Annotated in this window: 14 protein-coding genes and 2 pseudogenes; 7 read left to right on the forward strand and 9 right to left on the reverse strand. The window is 62.4% G+C overall.

Features of this window, described 5'->3' with window-relative positions; all coding sequences use genetic code 11:
• Positions 1-107 precede the first annotated feature (107 nt).
• The 8 genes and pseudogenes from NKJ26_RS13440 to NKJ26_RS13475 all read right to left on the reverse strand — a co-directional run.
• On the reverse strand, positions 108-1,397 hold the full coding sequence (locus tag NKJ26_RS13440) for a hypothetical protein (RefSeq protein ID WP_352695670.1): 1,290 nt from the start codon (positions 1,395-1,397) through the stop codon (positions 108-110).
• Positions 1,397-1,675, reverse strand: coding sequence for a hypothetical protein (locus NKJ26_RS13445; protein WP_352695672.1), 279 nt, complete (start codon positions 1,673-1,675; stop codon positions 1,397-1,399). Before NKJ26_RS13445 ends, NKJ26_RS13440 begins: the two co-directional genes overlap by 1 nt.
• 170 nt (positions 1,676-1,845) lie before the next feature.
• On the reverse strand, positions 1,846-2,946 hold the full coding sequence (locus NKJ26_RS13450; protein ID WP_352695674.1) for an aminotransferase class I/II-fold pyridoxal phosphate-dependent enzyme: 1,101 nt from the start codon (positions 2,944-2,946) through the stop codon (positions 1,846-1,848).
• A gap of 153 nt (positions 2,947-3,099) precedes the next feature.
• Positions 3,100-3,558, reverse strand: coding sequence for a Ros/MucR family transcriptional regulator (locus NKJ26_RS13455; protein WP_352602870.1), 459 nt, complete (start codon positions 3,556-3,558; stop codon positions 3,100-3,102).
• A 215-nt stretch (positions 3,559-3,773) separates the two neighbouring features.
• A pseudogene (locus NKJ26_RS13460) lies at positions 3,774-4,327 on the reverse strand (ROK family protein).
• 25 nt (positions 4,328-4,352) lie between these two features.
• Positions 4,353-5,729: a glucose-6-phosphate dehydrogenase gene (zwf, locus tag NKJ26_RS13465; protein WP_352695675.1), complete on the reverse strand. Its 1,377-nt coding sequence runs from the start codon at positions 5,727-5,729 to the stop codon at positions 4,353-4,355.
• A gap of 22 nt (positions 5,730-5,751) precedes the next feature.
• Entirely contained in the window at positions 5,752-6,768 is a 1,017-nt protein-coding gene (gene gnd, locus NKJ26_RS13470; RefSeq protein WP_352695676.1) for a phosphogluconate dehydrogenase (NAD(+)-dependent, decarboxylating), read from the reverse strand.
• A gap of 153 nt (positions 6,769-6,921) precedes the next feature.
• Positions 6,922-7,110 (reverse strand): annotated as a pseudogene (locus NKJ26_RS13475) (hypothetical protein); the annotation flags it as partial.
• Positions 7,111-7,633: 523 nt separating this feature from the next.
• Between NKJ26_RS13475 and NKJ26_RS13480 the strand changes: the two are divergent.
• The 5 genes from NKJ26_RS13480 (at position 7,634) to NKJ26_RS13500 (ending at position 14,317) form a co-directional block, all read left to right on the forward strand.
• Entirely contained in the window at positions 7,634-8,647 is a 1,014-nt protein-coding gene (locus NKJ26_RS13480; protein WP_352695678.1) for an ABC transporter substrate-binding protein, read from the forward strand.
• Positions 8,648-8,688: 41 nt separating this feature from the next.
• A complete protein-coding gene (locus tag NKJ26_RS13485) occupies positions 8,689-10,158 on the forward strand; it encodes a sugar ABC transporter ATP-binding protein (protein ID WP_352695679.1) in 1,470 nt (489 codons plus the stop codon).
• A gap of 1 nt (position 10,159) precedes the next feature.
• Entirely contained in the window at positions 10,160-11,140 is a 981-nt protein-coding gene (locus NKJ26_RS13490; protein ID WP_352602860.1) for an ABC transporter permease, read from the forward strand.
• A 4-nt stretch (positions 11,141-11,144) separates the two neighbouring features.
• Entirely contained in the window at positions 11,145-12,092 is a 948-nt protein-coding gene (locus NKJ26_RS13495; RefSeq protein ID WP_027025641.1) for an ABC transporter permease, read from the forward strand.
• A gap of 152 nt (positions 12,093-12,244) precedes the next feature.
• A complete protein-coding gene (locus NKJ26_RS13500; protein WP_352695681.1) occupies positions 12,245-14,317 on the forward strand; it encodes a 3-hydroxyacyl-CoA dehydrogenase NAD-binding domain-containing protein in 2,073 nt (690 codons plus the stop codon).
• Between the two features lie 346 nt (positions 14,318-14,663).
• Here the strand turns inward: NKJ26_RS13500 and NKJ26_RS13505 are convergent, their stop codons facing one another.
• Positions 14,664-15,470, reverse strand: coding sequence for a helix-turn-helix transcriptional regulator (locus NKJ26_RS13505; RefSeq protein ID WP_352695683.1), 807 nt, complete (start codon positions 15,468-15,470; stop codon positions 14,664-14,666).
• A gap of 110 nt (positions 15,471-15,580) precedes the next feature.
• Between NKJ26_RS13505 and NKJ26_RS13510 the strand changes: the two genes are divergently transcribed.
• Positions 15,581-16,717 (forward strand): ABC transporter ATP-binding protein, encoded by a 1,137-nt coding sequence (locus NKJ26_RS13510; RefSeq protein WP_352695684.1) that lies wholly within the window; start codon positions 15,581-15,583, stop codon positions 16,715-16,717.
• Positions 16,698-17,861 carry an ABC transporter substrate-binding protein gene (locus NKJ26_RS13515; RefSeq protein WP_352695685.1) on the forward strand — a complete coding sequence of 388 codons (1,164 nt, stop codon included), beginning with the start codon at positions 16,698-16,700 and terminating at the stop codon, positions 17,859-17,861. Before NKJ26_RS13510 ends, NKJ26_RS13515 begins: the two co-directional genes overlap by 20 nt.
• Positions 17,862-17,916: the final 55 nt, after the last annotated feature.

A 17,916-nucleotide genomic window follows, 5' to 3' on the forward strand; every position in this document is an offset into this window, starting at 1 on the left:
ATTTCAGCAAAGTTCGTGGCGGCGATTTGCGCCAAAAACGCTGCCGGATCAAGGGATTTCCGATATCTATGAAGCAAATTCACCAAATACGATGATGTTTGCCTTCTTTAATGATGAACGATTTGAACGGCCGTCGCGTATGTTAAGCGCCAGGCTGCGTAAATGATCAAAATGGAAAGAGGAATCAGGACGGCTGCAAAAACTCGCCGGTTGGCAAACCCTAGGCGAACAGCGTCCCTCTTGGCCTCATAGTTAGGCACTAGAAACATGTCGCTCAGCCACCAAACCATTATGATCGCAGGCGGCGCGAGGCATATGTATGCATTAACTTTCACGAAATTTGCGAGGTCACCCACCCACTTGGCCGGCTCTACGTTCGGGCTTGCAAACCCCGAAACGAAGTTGACGAGGGTAAGAAGTGTTGCAGCTACAGTGAATAGAACCGTGCGGTATTTGTCGGAGTTCTGTTTCTTCTCGGAAAATTTGAGATCAAGATAACTTTTGGTCGCGTTTATGGAATCCTTCGTAGCCTGGTCATTGAATGCTGGCATCTTCAAAGGCAAGTTAGAGAGAGCAGCCTGTTCAGTGGCGACCTGCTTGAACGAATTTAGGTAAGCTAAGACGCCAAGCACTCTAACCTGCTCTGTCGGCTCCAGGCGGCGCTTAGAATTAATTATATAGAAGTATAGAGCGTATATGACCCGATTACACCAGTCCATAGATCGACCACGAACCCGGTATGTTGTTATCATCGTGTCGGCGTCAGGGCTGTGATGTTGGTGTTGATGCGAAATGTCCCTGACGAAGTAGTAAAGCTGATCTGCCCATAATGATTCTATTTCGACGTGATCATTATTCGCGTACTGAAGTGAGTTCTGATAGATCTCGTCATCCGAAAACGACATCTTACTAATCGATATCATGCCGTTTCGATGCAATATGACGTTGGCCCTAAGGTCGCAAATGTTTGTAAGCTCTAGATGGAGAGAACCAAACAACTTACAAAGCTCGGCTTTTTCGACGCCGTATTCCGCACTCCGAAGTGAGTGTAGCCAACCTTGCATCTTCTCTTTGAGTTGGATTGAACTGTCCGACCCCGGACGCACCACATAGATCCGCCCAATCAATGGATCATCAGGCGATTTGCTTCCGCGCCTCGCACGGGCGCAGAAAACAAAATTGAAATCCCCCGAAATCTGGAAGAATTTCGCAAGTAGCCAGTGGAATAATACGTCGGTTGTATTGCGCGATTGGATGGCAAGAACAAATTGATACTCTGGCGTACCCACGTTGGCGTATTCTGCCATTGTGGGATGGCGGCTTTCGCCGATTATTTTATACGAAAGCCGTCCATTGACGGTCGGGACCCATCCCTTCAACGAAAGCAGTTCGCTCATTAAACGACGTGGTCGACCACGTCGTTACGCAGTTTCCCATTTGCCTCGAACCGCTTGAACTTTTTGTTATAAGCGATCCCGGCACGGACGCGCCCGTCCGGGAATTCACCTCGCTTAACGCGAGCTTTCCCCGACACTGCGGCCATCAACGAAGGATACCTGGCACGAGATTTCTCGTATTCTATCCGATCATAGAAAGCGATCTTCAGCGCAAACCTCAGCAAAGCGAGACCAAAAGCGCCAAGGGCGACCGCACCAGCTAATTGCAGATAAGCCATGCTCGCGCTCCCCTGATTCGCGCCCGCATAATACGCGAAAAAAACTCTTGACAAAAGACCGAATCGAACATGCGGATATTTTATTGTGAATTACTAGTCAACATGGGCACAAATAGAAGAACATTCAGCCTGCGCAGAAGTTCCATTGCGTAGTCGGGCCGCACGGAAATTTACTGCCTTAGCGCCGCCGATATGGCGTCGAGGCCGCCCCTCAATTCGGCTTCCGTGGGCCAGCCGAAGCCGACACGGAAGAAGCGCTTCGGCATTTCGAACCAGTGGCCGGGTCCTACATAGGTGCCATGGTTTTCCAGCAGGTTCCGGTAGAACCGGTCGAGATCGAAGCCGGCATCGACGTTGAGGCGCGGGAAGCCGACGACGCCGCCTTCAGGCCGCACCCAGTCGGCCAGCGGCTCGCGATCGATCCATGCCTGGACGATGTCGCGGCGCTTTGCCATTTCGGGCAGCAGTGTCGCCAGGAACGCATCCCGGCGCTCGAGCATGCCGCGCGCTATGCCCTCGTCGATGACGCTGCCGCAAATGCCGATCTGCTCCTTGGCGGCAAGGAACGTCTCTTGAAGGGTGGCATCCCTGGTGACCAGCCAGCCGATGCGGATGCCGGGAATACCGAAGGCCTTGGACAGCGAGGAGACGCTGATCGCCTTCGTGCTCAGCGAGGCCGCCGTCGGCAGGCGCCTGCCATAGGAGAGATCGCGATAGGTCTCGTCGACCAGCAAATGGCAGTTCGTGCTCTCGGCAAGAGCGACCAGCGCGTCGAGCCCGGCCCGGCTCATCATGGTACCGGTCGGATTGTGCGGACAGGTGACGCTGATCAGCCTGGTATCCGGCCGCATCGCCGCCTTGACGCGCTCGACATCGATGGCGAAGTCTTCCTCGAAGGCCAGATCGACAAAGCTGATGGCGCAGCCGATCGCCCGTGGGGTTTCGATGTTGGTGGCGTAGTTGGGCCTGATGACGACCAGATGATCGCTGGCCGACAAAAGCGAGGTCGAGACGATGAACAGCGCGCCGGCGGCACCAGCGGTGACCAGCACATCATCCGGCGTGACGCCGGCATCCTGCGCCGCGATCAGCGCGCGCAATTCCTTGTCGCCGCGGTGCTCGCCGTAGAACAGCGTCAGATCGGGCAGCGACAGGCCGAGGTCGGACAGCTTCTGGTCGGCGATCGAGCTTTCGGAGAGATTGTAGCGGATGCGGTCGTAGCCGTATTCCTCCGGCGCCTCTTTCTCGATCACCATTCTTGCGTAGTTCATGCCTTCCCCCAGATCGCCTGCGCGGATTTGTTATTGCGCAATTCCGGAAGGAAACCGCTTCCGGGAATTGCTCCAGCCATAAAAAGCATGAAGCCTGCCAGGCGAACTCGCCGGCAGGCTCCAATCGATCCATTGATTGAGCGCCGAACGGGCTCAGGCCGAAACCTTGGCCTTCCTGCCCTTGACGGCTGGCTTCGGGGCGGCCTTGCGGCCGAGACCGATCGACTTCGCCAGCTCCGAGCGCGAGGCTGCGTAGTTGGGAGCAACCATCGGATAGTCAGACGGCAAACCCCATTTGGCCCGATAGGCGTCGGGCGTCAGGCCGAAATGCACGCCGAGATGGCGCTTCAGCGATTTGAACTTCTTGCCGTCCTCGAGGCAGATGATGAAATCCGGCGTCACCGATTTCTTGGGATTGACCGCGGGAACCTGCGGTACGCTCACCGGCGCGGCCGGCTTGCCGAGCCCGCTGATCGAGGCGCTGACGCTGGCGATGAGGTCCGGCAGGCCCGAGACGGGCAAGCGGTTCTTTTCGACGTAAGCGGACACGATATGGGCGGTTAGTTCGAGAAGGTCGATGTCTTTGCGAGCGGGGTTGCTGTCGTCTGTCAATCTATGTCCTCCGTCTATGGCGCACCGCTTCGAAAATCGGGATCGTTTTCGAAGGGTCGATGCGCAAACTCAAATGCTGAAGCGTCTTTCGCGTAGCCCTCGGGGGCCGCGTCGTTTTGTAGTATGGCGAATTCCTAGTCGGCAAATCTGCGCAAGGCAATCATTCAGCGCGGCGTCACACGTTATTTTGAACAACTATACTAAACTGTAACAATTCAGACGATCAAGGCCTTGTCTCGCCACAGACGAAATCCGCCTTCGAACGCACGCGTGTTATCGCCGCGCCTGGAATCGGTGTCGACATTGCCGCCGCCAATGACGACGTAGTCGGGCTGCATGGCGGCGCGCAACCGTTCGACGACGTCGAAAACATATTTGCGCCATTTCTTCTTGCCGCGTTTTTCAAGGCCGCGTTCGCCAACATAATCCTCGAAACTCTTGCCGTTCTTATAGGGAAGGTGGGCGAGTTCCATCGGCTGGGCGACATTGTCGACGATCATCGCCGCACCCAGCCCGGTTCCCAGGCCGAGGAACAGCATGCGCCCGCCCTCGTAGCTGCCGATGGCCTGCATCAGCGCATCGTTGACCACCTTGAGGACAGGCCCTCGGCGAGCTTCTTCACGCTGTCGGTCATCTGCTGCGGCGTCAGGCCGGGCCCGGAATCGGTGCTGCGCTCCGCGCCGCCGGCGCTGCTGAGGATCTTGACATGCGAACCGCCAATGTCGATCGAAAGCACGACCTTGTCGGTACCCGACGCTGCTTGCTTCACCGACTGGCCATTGCGTCACCTCCGCTCACGCCACCGGATCGATCCAGCCATTGGGCGGTCCAAAGCCGGCCATGGCGTCCGCCGGCCCCCATGTCCCTGGCTCGTAAAGGTGCGGCGGCGTGGTGTCGCCAAGCACCGGGCCGACGATGCGCCAGGCAAGCTCGGCTGCATCCTGCCGGGTGAAGAGCTGGCCATTGCCGTTCATGGCGTCGCCGATCAGCCGTTCATAGGGCGGCATGTCGCCCTTGCTGTCGTCGAGTGCCGTCAGTTCCACCTGCTCGCCGATCATGTCGTCGCCCGGCGCCTTGCGTTGGGCGCCGATGGCGATCATCACCTGCGGGTCGATGCGGAAGCGGACATAGTTCTGGTCGGCGGGCTTGATCGGGTCGAAGACGTCGAGCGGCGGGCGCTTCAGGCGCACCACCACCTCGGTGACATGCACCGGCATGTTCTTGCCGGCGCGGATGAAGAACGGCACGTCCTGCCAGCGCCAGGTGTCGATGGAGAAGCGCACCGCCGCGAAGGTCTCGACCGGCGAATTCGGCGCCACGCCGGGCTCGGTGAGATAGCCGGCGAACTGGCCGCGCACGACATCGTCTTTCGTCAAGGTGCGGATCGCCCTGAGCACCTGTACCTTCTCGTCGATCAGATCGTCGGCGGAGCGGCCGACAGGCGGCTCCATGGCGAGCAGCAAGAGAATGTTGAGCAGATGGTTCTCGATGACGTCCCTGATGCAGCCGACATCGTCATAGAAGCGGCCACGTCCTTCGATGCCGAAATCCTCGGCCATGGTAATCTGCACGCTTTCGACGAAATTGCGGTTCCAGATCGGTTCGAGCAAGGAATTGGCGAAGCGGAAATAGAGCAGGTTCTGGATCGCTTCCTTGCCGAGATAATGGTCGATGCGGAAGATCGATTGTTCGTCGAACACCAGGTGCAGCACCCGATTCAGCCAGCGTGCCGATTGCAAATCGTGGCCGAAGGGTTTTTCCACCATCAGCCGCGCGCCGTGCGCGGTGCCCGATTGCTCAAGTCCCTGGACGACGGTCTCGAACATGGTCGGCGGCACCGCCATGTAGTGCAGCGGCCGCTGGGCGCTGCCGAGAGTGCTCTTCAGCTTCTCGAAGGTGGCCGGATCGCGATAATCGCCGCTGACATAGCGCAGCAGGGAGGCAAGCTTGGCGAAGACCTCCTCGTCGATCTTGCCGAGCGCGTTGACGATGCCGTCGCGGGCACGCGCCTGCAATTGCTTGAGGTCCCAGGCATCGAAGGCGACGCCGATCACCGGTTCGGTGAGCGTTCCCTTGGCGACCATCTGGTAAAGTGCCGGGAATATTTTCTTATGGGCGAGGTCGCCGGTCGCCCCGAAGAGCACCAGCGTGTCGGACCGTTCCTGGCTCATTGGCGTGTCTCCCTTGCCGCCGTCATGAGCCGGCCTTCGGCTTTTCGAGATGGCCGCCGAAGGCGTAGCGCATCGCCGAGAGCAGCTTGTCGGCGAATTCGGATTCCCCTTGCGAGGAGAAGCGGTCGAACAGGGCGGAGGACAGAACCGGCGCCGGCACGCCGGTGTCGATCGCCGCCTTCAGCGTCCAGCGGCCTTCGCCGGAATCCGAGACCCGGCCGCCGAAATTCGCCAGCGAAGGATCCGACTTGAGCGCACCGGCGGTCAGATCGAGCAGCCAGGAGCCGATGACGCTGCCATGGCGCCAGACCTCGGCGACCTCGGCGAGGTCGATGTCGAACTGATAGTATTCGGGGTTCTGCAATGGGCTGGTCTCGGCATCGGCGGTGCGTTTGACCTTGCCGGCATTGCCGGCCTTGAGAATGTTCATGCCCTCGGCATAGGCAGCCATGACGCCGTATTCGATGCCGTTGTGGACCATCTTGACGAAGTGGCCGGCGCCGCTCGGACCGCAATGCAGATAGCCGAAGGCAGCGGTGCCGGCGGCCTTGTCGGGCGAGGCTGCGCCGGCATCGGCGCCAGGCGCCAGCGTGGCGAAGATCGAATCGAGGTGCTTGACGGCATCGTCGGGCCCACCGATCATCAGGCAGTAGCCGCGATCGAGGCCCCAGACGCCGCCGCTGGTGCCGACATCGACATAGCTGATGCCTTTGGCCGCCAGTTTTGCCGCCCGGTCGACGTCGTCGTGATAGTAGGAATTGCCGCCGTCGATCACGATGTCGCCCGGCTCCATCAGCGCCGCCACCTGGTCGACGATCTTGCCGGTGATCGCGGCCGGCAGCATCACCCAGACGCAGCGCGGCTTGGCGAGCTTGCCGACGAATTCCTCCATCGACGCCGCCCCGGACGCGCCGTCGGTCACCAGCGCCGCGACGCTGGCGGGATTGATGTCGTACACCACGCATTGGTGGCCGTCGCGCATCAGGCGCCGGACCATGTTGGCGCCCATCCGGCCCAGTCCCATCATTCCGATCTGCATGGTTTCGTCCCTGTTTCCTTGAGATTTTCTGGGTTAGTCGAGGATGGACCTACTGGCTATCCCGATCGCCTGACACGACGGAGAAGTCGACATTCTCCCAATCGCCGGTTGCGGGCCAGAAAAAAGTGAAGATCAGCGTGCATCGGCAGGCGCCTCGGCGGGCTGGTCCGTGTCGCCGGGCGGCCGGTTCTTGATCGGGACATAGCCGTCCTTCGGCGAGCCGGCGTCGGCGCTGTCCGGTGGGGCGATGCGGACGTAGTAGCCCTCGACGCCTGCCGTCTTGCTGGTTGCCGTGGCGGTGACATAGGTCCAGCGCTCGACCTTCCAGACATCGGCGGTCTCGCCGCTCTTGGCACTTGACGTCCAGCGCGCCGGAATGCCCGGTGCGCCCGGGGGAACAATCGGCGTCGCTGCCATGCTTCGGTCTCCTGCATGCATGCCTAGCCCATCAACCAAAGCTATTTCAATCGTTGCACTGCAAGTTGATCGGCAGGCTCTTACGCGGGACAACCCGGGGTAATGGGTTCCTTCGGAGCTTTCGCCGGCGCGCTGTTGATGGAGCATTGGACGGAAAAACCCGCCTGTGCGGCGGGTCCGTGGCGCAACTCAGCACCATGGAGGAATATCTACCATAGCTGCACTCACCCTGTCAAGAAAAAATTCCTATCCTGAAAAGGCAGCCGGTACAGCCGGACTGTCGCCAGGCCTTTGTCGACCCGGGTTCTGAGCCCCTGGGCTTGCACGGATTGCCAGTTGACAGGCTGCCAGCCTTCTGCATTTGTCCGACAATAGATAAAAAACAGGAAGCCAGGACCAAGTTTCATCAGCAAGCAGCACGACCAGCAACTCTTGGGAGGAGTATGACATGAAGAAACTGTTCGTTTTAGGAGCCCTCTGCGCGATGCTCGCCTCGGGCACGGCACTTGCCGACACCAGCGGCAAGAAGATCGCGTTCTCCAACAATTACGCCGGCAATTCGTGGCGGCAGGCCATGCTCGACAGCTATGGCATCGTCACCAAGAAGGCGGTCGACGACAAGATCGTCGCCGCGGCCGACGTCTTCACCACCGCCGACAAGGAAGTCCCGACGCAGGCCGCGCAGGTGCAGAACCTGATCCTGCAAGGCTATGACGCCATCGTCATCAATGCCGCTTCGCCGGACGCGCTCAACGGCGCCATCAAGCAGGCCTGCGACGCCGGCATCGTCGTCGTTTCCTTCGACGGCATCGTCACCGAGCCTTGCGCCTACCGCGTCGTCGTCGACTTCAAGGACATGGGCAAGCAGGAAGTCGAGCAGATGGCCAAATTCCAGCCCAAGGGCGGCAATCTGCTGGAAATCCGCGGGCTGGCCGGCACGTCGATCGACGACGCCATCCATGCCGGCATTCTCGAAGGCGTTGCCGCCCACCCCGAGTTCAAGATCGTCGGCTCGGTGACCGGCGACTGGGACCAGACCACGGCGCAGAAGGCGGTCGCGACCATCCTGCCGTCGCTGCCCGACATCGTCGGCATCGTCGACCAGGGCGGTGACGGCTACGGCGCGGCGCAGGCCTTCGCCGCAGCCGGCAAGCCGCGCCCGACCATCATCATGGGCAACCGCCAGGACGAGCTGAAGTGGTGGAAGGAGCAGAAGGACAAGGACGGCTATCAGACCTGGTCGGCCTCGATCGCGCCCGGCGTGTCGTCGCTGGCCTTCTGGGTGGCGCAACAGGTGCTCGACGGCCGCAAGGACATTCCGCACGACCTGCTGGTGCCGTATCTCGCCTTCACCCAGGACGATTTCGAGGCTGCCCTGCCGAAAATCAAGGAAGGCGGGGTCGCCACGCACGAATACAGCCAGGAAGACGCCATCGCGGCCATCAAGGCCAACATCAAGTAGCATGGCGTTGGCGTTCCTACCGTGAGCGGATATCGTTGAGCATGGCTGAAGGGAATGCCGACATTATCAGACTGAACGGCGCCGAAAAACATTTCGGCGCCGTTCGCGCGCTTGGCGGCGTGGATTTCCGTGTCGGGCCTGGGGAGTGCGTCGGCCTCGTCGGCCATAATGGCGCCGGCAAATCGACGCTCATGCACATGGTTGCGGGCACGCTGGCGCCCGATAGCGGCACGATCGGCGTGCATGGCGAGGCCGAGGAGAACTACTCGGTGTCGCGGGCGCAGCAACTCGGCATACGCTGCGTTTTCCAGGAATTGTCGCTGTGCCCCAATCTCAGCGTCGCCGAGAACACGCGCATCAACCACGCTTCGCTACGCGGCTTCGGCTGGCGGCGCAAGGCCGCCGAGCTGATCGCCGCCAAGCTCGACGAGATCTTTCCGGGCCACAGCATCTCGGCGGCGGACATTGTCGGCGATCTCTCGATCGGCCGGCGCCAGATGGTCGAGGTCGCGCGTGCCTTCACCGTCACGCAGGACCGGCTCGACCTCGTCATCCTCGACGAGCCGACATCGTCGCTCGACGCGCATACGGCCGGCCAGCTGCTGGCTTTCGTGCGCCGCTTCGTCGCCGGCGGCAAAAGCTGCATCCTGATTTCGCATGTACTGGGCGAAGTGCTGCGGAACGCCGACCGCATCGTGGTGATGCGCGACGGCAAGGTGGTTGTCGCCGATGCGGCCAGTGCCTTCGACCGCGACCGGCTGGTGACGGCGATGGGTGGGGCGGAAGCACGCCAGAAGATCGCGGCGCAAGCCGCTGCGGCCAAACCCGGCGCCAGCCCGCTGCGGGTTCGGGCGCGGCCTGCCGCGCAGAAGGACGGCGCCGACCTCGTCGCTTGCGCCGGCGAGATCATCGGCCTTGCCGGCCTGGCCGGCCATGGCCAGACCGACCTGCTGCTGGCGATCTTCCGCGCTGCGTCGCGCGCCAAGGCCGGCATCCAAGTGACCGCGCCGGTGGCGCTGGTCGCCGGCGACCGGCAGGCGGACGGCATCTTTCCGCAGTGGTCGATCGCCGAGAATATCGGCATCCGCTCGCTGGCGCGTTTGCGCAACGGCCTGCTGATTTCGCCGCAGCGCGAGGCTGAGCTTGCGCAGTTCTGGCAAAAGAAGATCGGCATCCGCACGCCCGACATGAACAACAACATCTTTTCGCTGTCGGGCGGCAACCAGCAGAAGGCGTTGTTTGCCCGCGCGCTAGGCTCGGATGCGCAGATCGTGCTGATGGACGATCCGATGCGCGGCGTCGATATCGGCACCAAGCTCGAGGTCTACGAGCTCGTGCGCAAGGAGGCTCGGCAAGGCCGCACCTTCCTTTGGTACACCACGGAAACCGAAGAGCTCGACAATTGCGACCACATCTACGTCTTCAAGAACGGCCGTATCGTCGCCAATCTGCGTCGCGACGAACTGACCGAAGAGAAGATCATCCAATCCTCCTTCGGCGATGCGGCCTGAGATGACGGCCGCCAGCATCGACACCACCGCCAAGACCTCCGCCGAGCGCGGCGCGCTGGCGCGTGCCCGCCTGCTGCGTGGGCTGCTGCCGGCTTTGTCGCTGGCGCTGGTGCTGCTCGCCATCGCCTGGCTCAACCCGCGCGCCATCAGCTATTTCGGCTTCAGCCTGATGCTCAACCTGGCGATCCCGATCGCCCTGGCGACAATCGCGCAGATGTTCGTCATATCGGGCAATGAGCTCGACCTGTCGATCGGCACCTTTGTCGGTTTCGTCGGCTGCGTCACCGCGACATGGCTGAAGGACGCGCCGGTCATCGGCGTCGCCATCCTGCTCGGGTCGATCGGCGTCTATGCGCTGCTCGGCGCGCTGATCCACCTGCGCAACCTGCCGTCGATCGTGGTGACGCTCGGCATGAGTTTTGTGTGGCAGGGGCTGGCCATTCTCGTGCTGCCCAAACCGGGCGGCAAGGCGCCGGACTGGCTGCTGGCGTTCATGGCGTTCAAACCGCCTCTCGTTCCGTTTCCGATCATTGCAGCGTTGCTGATCGGCCTTGTCGTTCATTTCGGACTGATGCGCACCTCCTATGGCGTGATCCTGCGCGGCTCCGGCGGCAATCCGGCGGCGCTCGGCCGCGCCGGCTGGTCGCTGCTCAAGACCAAGATCGTGCTGTTTTCGCTGGCCGGCCTGTTCGGCGTGCTGTCCGGCATGGCGCTGATCGGCATCACCACCTCGGCCGACGCCAACATAGGCAACGGCTACACGCTGCTTTCGATCGCCGGCGTCATTCTGGGCGGCGGCGAATTCGTCGGCGGCCGGGTGTCGCCGATCGGCGCGGTGATCGGCGCGCTGACGCTGGCGCTGGCCGCGTCGCCGCTGCTCACCTTCATGCACATTCCGCCCGACTGGCAGGTGGCCGCCAATGGCGCCATCCTGATCATCGTGCTTGCCGCGCGGGTGCTGATCAGCCGCAGGGAGAGGTGAGCCAGTGGTGTTGGTGAAGACCCTGCTCGGCAGGCCCTGGATCTGGTCATTCCTCGGCGCGCTTCTGGTGTGGCTGGCGACCATCGCCTTCACCGGCGGCTATGGCGGCGGCGGCATGGTCACGGCAGCGCTGTCGCTGGCGGTGTTCACGGTCATTGTCGGCGTCGGGCAGATGTTCGTCATCACGCTCGGCCCCGGCAATGTCGACCTGTCGTTGCCGGCCAATATCGGCCTTGCCAGCGCCGTCGCCATGAAGGTGATGGACGGCAATGACTCGATGATCGCGGTCGGGCTGCTGGCGGCGCTCGCTACGGGTGCCGCGATCGGCGTCGCCAACTATCTGCTGATCTGGGCGCTGCGCATTCCGCCGATCATCGCCACCTTGTCGGCCAGCTTCATCATCCAGTCCATCGACATCAGCTATGGGCGCGGGCTGCAGATCAAGCCGCCGCCGGGCTTCGCCGATTTCGCCAACCGGCAGGTTCTGGGCATCCCGGTGCTGGCGATCCTCACAGTGCTGTTCACCATCGGCGCCGCGATCGCGCTGCAACGGATGATCTATGGCCGCTCGGTGCTGGCGATCGGCCAGAACATCCGGGCCGCGTGGCTGGCCGGCGTCAATGTCGGCCGCATCCGTTTCCTCACCTACACGCTGTCGGGCGCGCTCGGCGGCATCGACGGGGCGCTGCTCGCAGGCTATTTCCGCGGCGCAAACGTCGACATCGGCAACGAGTACCTGCTGGCCTCGATCGCCGTCGTCGTCATCGGCGGCACGTCGGTGGCCGGCGGCAAGGCCAACGTGCCCGGCGTCTGGGGCGCGGCGCTGTTCCTGGTGCTGCTCTTGACCATGCTCAACACGTTCGGCGTCAGCGCCGGCGTGCGGCTGCTGTTGACCGGGCTGATCATCGTCGGGGTGATCACGGCCGCGGGTGGACAGAAGCCGCTGCGGTGATGGCGAAAAGCTTGGCGCTGGCGGGACAGCACCAGGCACTTCAAGACCGGCAATCATTATGCCAGGCCGGCATCCGGTTCCCATCCGCGTCATGGCGCTGTAAATCCCGTTCGCGCGGCCGCAAGCCGTTCGCCATTGCTGGGAGGTTTTGCGTGTCCGATTTCCTGAAGCTCAGCCGGGACGGCGATGTCGCCATCGTCACCATCGACAATCCGCCGGTCAACGCGCTGAGTTTTCATGTCCGCGAGCCGCTGATGCAGGCGGTGGTCTCGTTGCGCGACGATGTTTCGGTCGCGGCCATCGTCATCGCTTGCGCCGGACGGACCTTTGTCGCCGGCGCCGATATCACCGAATTCGGCAAACCTGTACAGCAGCCCGACCTGCGTGCCGTCGTGGCCATGCTGGAGACCATCGCCAAGCCGACCGTCGCCGCCATTCACGGCACCGCGCTCGGCGGCGGGCTGGAACTGGCGCTCGGCTGCCATTTCCGCGTTGCCGATGCCGGCGCCAGGCTCGGCCTTCCCGAGGTGAAGCTCGGCCTGTTGCCGGGCGGCGGCGGCACGGTGCGGCTGCCGCGCCTTGTCGGTGCGGTGAAAGCGCTCAGGATGATCGTTTCCGGCGCGCCGATCGGTGCTGCCGAAGCGCATGGAGCAGACCTGGTCGATGCTGTCTTCGACGGCGATCTGATCACGCATGCCGTGAACTTCGCCCGGGAGATAGCCAGCAAGGGTGGTCCCTTCACGCCGGTGCGCGATCGCAATGACGAGCTCAGGCAAACCGACCTGGCGGCCTTCGACGCCGAGGCGGCGGACCTTGCCAAGAAGGCGCGCGGGCTCGAAGCGCCGATCGCCTGCGCGCAATCGGTGCGCAACGCCGTCACGTTGCCGTTCGAGGAAGCTCTGGCTGCCGAACGCGCGCTGTTCATGAAGCTGGTCGCCAGCGACCAGTCGCGGGCGCAGCGGCATCTGTTCTTCGCCGAACGCGAGGCGGCAAAGAATCCCGATAAGGATGTCGTCAAACGCAGGATTGCGCGGGTTGGCGTCATCGGTGCCGGCACTATGGGCGGCGGCATCGCCATGGCCTTCGTCAATGGCGGTTTTCCAGTCACGTTGTTGGAGACCAGCGAGGAAGCCTTGCAGCGTGGGCTCGGTATGATCGAGAAGAATTATGCCGTTTCGGTCTCACGCGGCTCCCTGACCGAAGATGCCAAACAGCAGCGGCTCGCCCAGTTCAAGGGTTCCACCGATTATGCCGACCTGGTCGATTGCGACCTGATCGTCGAGGCGGTGTTCGAGGACATGGCGGTCAAGAAGGAAGTGTTCGGCAAACTCGACGCGGTGGCCAGACCGGGCGCGATCCTCGCCACCAACACCTCCTATCTCGACATCGACGAAATCGCCGCCTCGACCTCGCGGCCACAGGATGTGCTCGGGCTGCATTTCTTCTCGCCGGCCAATGTCATGAAGCTGCTGGAGATCGTGCGGGCCGACAAGACCGCGCCCGATGCGCTGGCCACGGTGGTCGACCTGGCGCGCAAGATCGGCAAGGTGGCCGTCGTGGTCGGCGTCTGCCATGGCTTCGTCGGCAACCGCATGCTGGCCGCGCGTGGCGCCGAATCCGAGGCGCTTCTGCTCGAAGGAGCGACGCCAAGCCTGATCGACAAGGCGTTCACCGATTTCGGCTGGCCGATGGGGCCGTTCCAGATGGGCGACCTCGCCGGCCTCGACATCGGCTGGCGAAACCGCAAGGCGCGCGGGCAGACGGCAGTGATCGCCGACAGTTTGTGTGAACAAGGGCGCTTCGGCCAGAAGACCGGCCGCGGTTTCTATCTCTACGAGGCTGGTGCGCGGGCGGGTATCCCCGATCCCGAGGTCGAGGCGCTGATCCGCGAAAAAGCCGCCGAGAAGGGCATCGCACCACGCACGATCGGGACAGACGAGATTGCCGAGCGAACGCTCTACCCCATGATCAACGAAGGCGCGAAAATCCTCGAGGAAAAGATTGCCGCCCGCGCATCCGATATCGATGTCGTCTGGGTCAACGGCTACGGCTTTCCCGTCGGCAAGGGCGGTCCGATGTTCTGGGCTGGCCTCGAAGGCGCGGCCAAGATCATCGAGCGGCTCGAATATTGGCACCAGCGGACGGGCAAGGATGTCTTCAAGCCGGCGCCGCTTCTGAGGCGGATGGCCGAGACTGGCTCGTGGGAAGCTGGCTCGACAGCGTGATCGAGCGCCATCGGCAAGCGGTCGGGGCGTGGCCTCAGACCAACGACAGTTTCCAACTTGTGGCTGAGACGATCAATTTTCGAAGTCGGCGCCGCCCCTCATCGCCCTGCCGGGCACTTCTCCCCGTATAGTAACGGGGAGAAGGGGCTGCCCTCAACCTTGGCGCCCTTCTTTCGAGGCTGGTGGTTGGCGAAAGCGGCAATGAGAGCGCCCCTCTCCCCGTCACTATACGGGGAGAGGATGCCGGCAGGCAGGTGAGGGGCGGCGTCAACAGTCGGAAAAGGTGATGGGGCGAATTCGAATCAGAAGCGATCGCCTTGCCAGGTGGTGGCGGGGATTGGAGGAGCTACCTTACCCGCGCGTCGATGATTTCGACGAAGCGGGCAAAAAGGCCGGCCTGCGACTTGATCTTGAGCTTGCGGTAGATGTTGCGGCGGTGGACCTTCACGGTCCCCGGCACGATGCGCATGGCCCTGGCGATCGATTCGGTGGAATGCCCTTGCAGCACCAGGTCGACGACATGCTTTTCGCGCGGCGTCAGCGACAGGCTCTTCCAGATATGGGCGCGGTCGAACTCGTTGACGGCCGCCAACGCCTCGTCCTGCTTGGCCTCGACCGGCTCGTCGACGGGAAGAGCAGGCCAGCGCAAGCGGGCGAAGGCGACCACCGCCGGCGCCATATCGCGCAGCAGCCTGGCGTCGGCGGTTCCGAACGGACCTGAAGCGCGCAGCCGCATCAGCGACAGCACCAGTGCGTCCTTGCCCGGCAGCGGTACGAAGAAGCCGACCTCCTCGGCCAGCCTGGTCTGGCTGTAGTAGGAACGAAAATATTCGCTGGCGTAGAAACGGTCCGGCGCGAGTTCGCGCATGCGCCAGAAGCCTTCCTTTCGCTCGACCGCCGCGTGGTGGAACGGATCGAGCAGATAAGGCCCTTCCTGGTAGAGGGCGACAAAGACGTGGCTCTCCGTCGGCGAGAACGTCTCGAACAGCAATAGCGGGCGTGAGGCGCCGCGATAGCCGAAGATCACGCAGTGATCGAAATCGACATGCTGCCGCAGCCAATCGACCAACGCATGGCCGAAGAGATCGCCGCTCGTCTCCCGCGTCGCCGCGACAAGCGTGGCCAGCCGGCTGTATTCATCGCTGCGGGTCAATTCATACCCCTCTAAACGAGAAAATAGATCAGATATACCACCCGTGAGGTATATACTAGCCGCCATTGGCTCTGGTAGCGTCTTGAGATTGCCCTGGGGAGTCCGCAGCCTTGACCGCAGTGCCCGACATCGAGTTTCGCGGCGTCACCAAGCGCTATGGCGCGGTGACCGCGGTCAGCGGCATCGATCTCGCTGTGCCGCCCTCCGCCTTTGTCGCGCTGCTCGGACCGTCCGGCTGCGGCAAGACGACCTGCCTGCGCATGATCGGCGGGTTCGAACAGCCAAGCGAAGGCCAAGTGTTCATTCGTGGCCAGGACATGGCCGGAACGCCGCCTTACAGGCGGCCGGTCAACATGGTGTTCCAGCAATATGCGTTGTTCCCGCATCTGGATGTGGAAGACAACGTCGCCTACGGCCTGCGCCAGGCGCGGCCGCGGCTGTCATCGCGCGAGATCGCCTCAAGGGCGGGCGAAGCGCTCGAAATGGTGCGCCTCGCCGGCTATAACAGGCGCAAGATCCACGAACTGTCCGGCGGCCAGCAGCAGCGCGTCGCGCTGGCGCGCGCGCTGGTCAACAAGCCGGCCGTGCTTTTGCTCGACGAGCCGCTGGCGGCGCTCGACAAGAAGCTGCGCACCGACATGCAGATCGAATTGCAGAACCTGCAGCGCGAGATCGGCATCACCTTCGTGCTGGTCACCCACGATCAGGAGGAAGCGCTGTCGATGAGCGATTTCGTCTGCGTCATGAATGGCGGCCGCATCGTCCAGCTCGGACAGCCAAGCGAGATCTATGACGAACCCGCCGACCTGTTCGTCGCCGATTTCGTCGGCAAGACCAATCTGTTGAGCGGCAAGGTCGCCGGGCATTCGGGCGAGCTGGTGGACATAGCGTTGGCCGACGGCACGGTCATTGCGGCGCGCAAGCGCACCGCCTTGCGGAACGGCGAGACCGTTTCGGTCAGCCTGCGCCCAGAATCGCTCAGTCTCGGCGCTCCGGAAAGCGGCCCGTTCAAGGGCGTCGTCCGCAACCGCATCTTCCTGGGGTCGACAGCGGAGTACGCGATCGAGGTTCAAGGCATCGGAACGCTGCTCGCCAAGGCCGATCATGTTACCGGACACGGCAACCTCTTCAAGCCGGGTGAACCCGTCGCCATCGGCTTTGCCACCGGGACGCCGCTGGCGTTTCCGGAGACCAAGAATAACGGGACCAACCAGAGGGTAAACAAACATGTCGAAATCATATCGTGATGGACTGCCGATAAGCCCTGAGAACTTTGTCGACCAGCTGATGCGTCTGAAGCGCGGCTCGATCGGCCGACGCGACTTCCTTGGCCTCACCGGCCTCGGCATCGCGACGGCGGTGATGGCGCGCGAGATCGGCATCATGCCGACGCCGGCCTTTGCCGCGGAAAACCTCGGCGACCGCATGTCGATCGCAACCTGGCCGAATTATCATGACCCGGCGACGTTCGAGAATTTCAAGAAGGACACCGGCGTTGCCGTCGAGGTCAACGTGTTCGGCTCCAACGAGGAGATGCTGGCCAAGCTGCAGGCCGGGGCCTCGGGCTGGAGCCTTTTCGTGCCGACCAACTACACGATCTCGACCTACAAGAAGCTCGGCATCATCGAAGCACTCGATATGGCGAAGCTGCCGAATTTCGACGGCTCGCAGGAAGACCCGCGCTTCACTGGGGAAGGCACGATCGACAAGGTGACCTACGCGGTGCCGAAGAACTGGGGCACCACCGGGTTTGCGGTCAACACCAAGAAGCTCACCAAGCCGATGACCAGCTGGAAGGAGTTCTGGGACACCGCCATGGCGGAAGGCGACGGCCGCACCATGGTGCACGACTACCAGCTGACCACGATCGGCAACGCGCTGAAATATTACGGCTATTCATTCAATTCGCTGAAGCCCGACGAACTCGCCAAGGCCGAGGAATTGCTGCTCAAGGTCAAGCCGCATCTGTTCGCGGTTTCGTCGGATTACCAGCCGGGCATGCGCGCGGGCGATGCGTGGATGACCATGTGCTGGACCAATGACGGTGCGCAGCTGCATCGCGACATTCCCGAGATCGCCTATGTGCTGGGCAAGGAAGGCGGCGAGATCTGGACCGACTTCTACGCCATTCCCAAGGATGCGCCGAACAAGCCGGCCGGCTATGCCCTGCTCAACTATTTGATGAACCCGCAGGTCGCGGTCAAGGAGCACCTGGCCAATGGCGCGCCCTCGACCGATGCGCGGGTCAACAAGCTGCTGCCCAAGGAGGTGCTCGACAATCCGATCCTCTATCCGGCGGCGGACCTTCTGACGCCGCTGGAATTCGGCGCGGCGGCAACGCTGACCGATCCGGGCCGTGCCGAACTGATGGCGCGCTTCAAGTCGGCCTGAACAAAGCGGGTCTCAAACCGACGCATACAAACTTGACCGGCGGGTTTAGACCCCG

Source organism: Mesorhizobium sp. M0152 (assembly GCF_040322415.1).
In the GTDB taxonomy this organism is placed as follows: Bacteria; Pseudomonadota; Alphaproteobacteria; order Rhizobiales; family Rhizobiaceae; genus Mesorhizobium.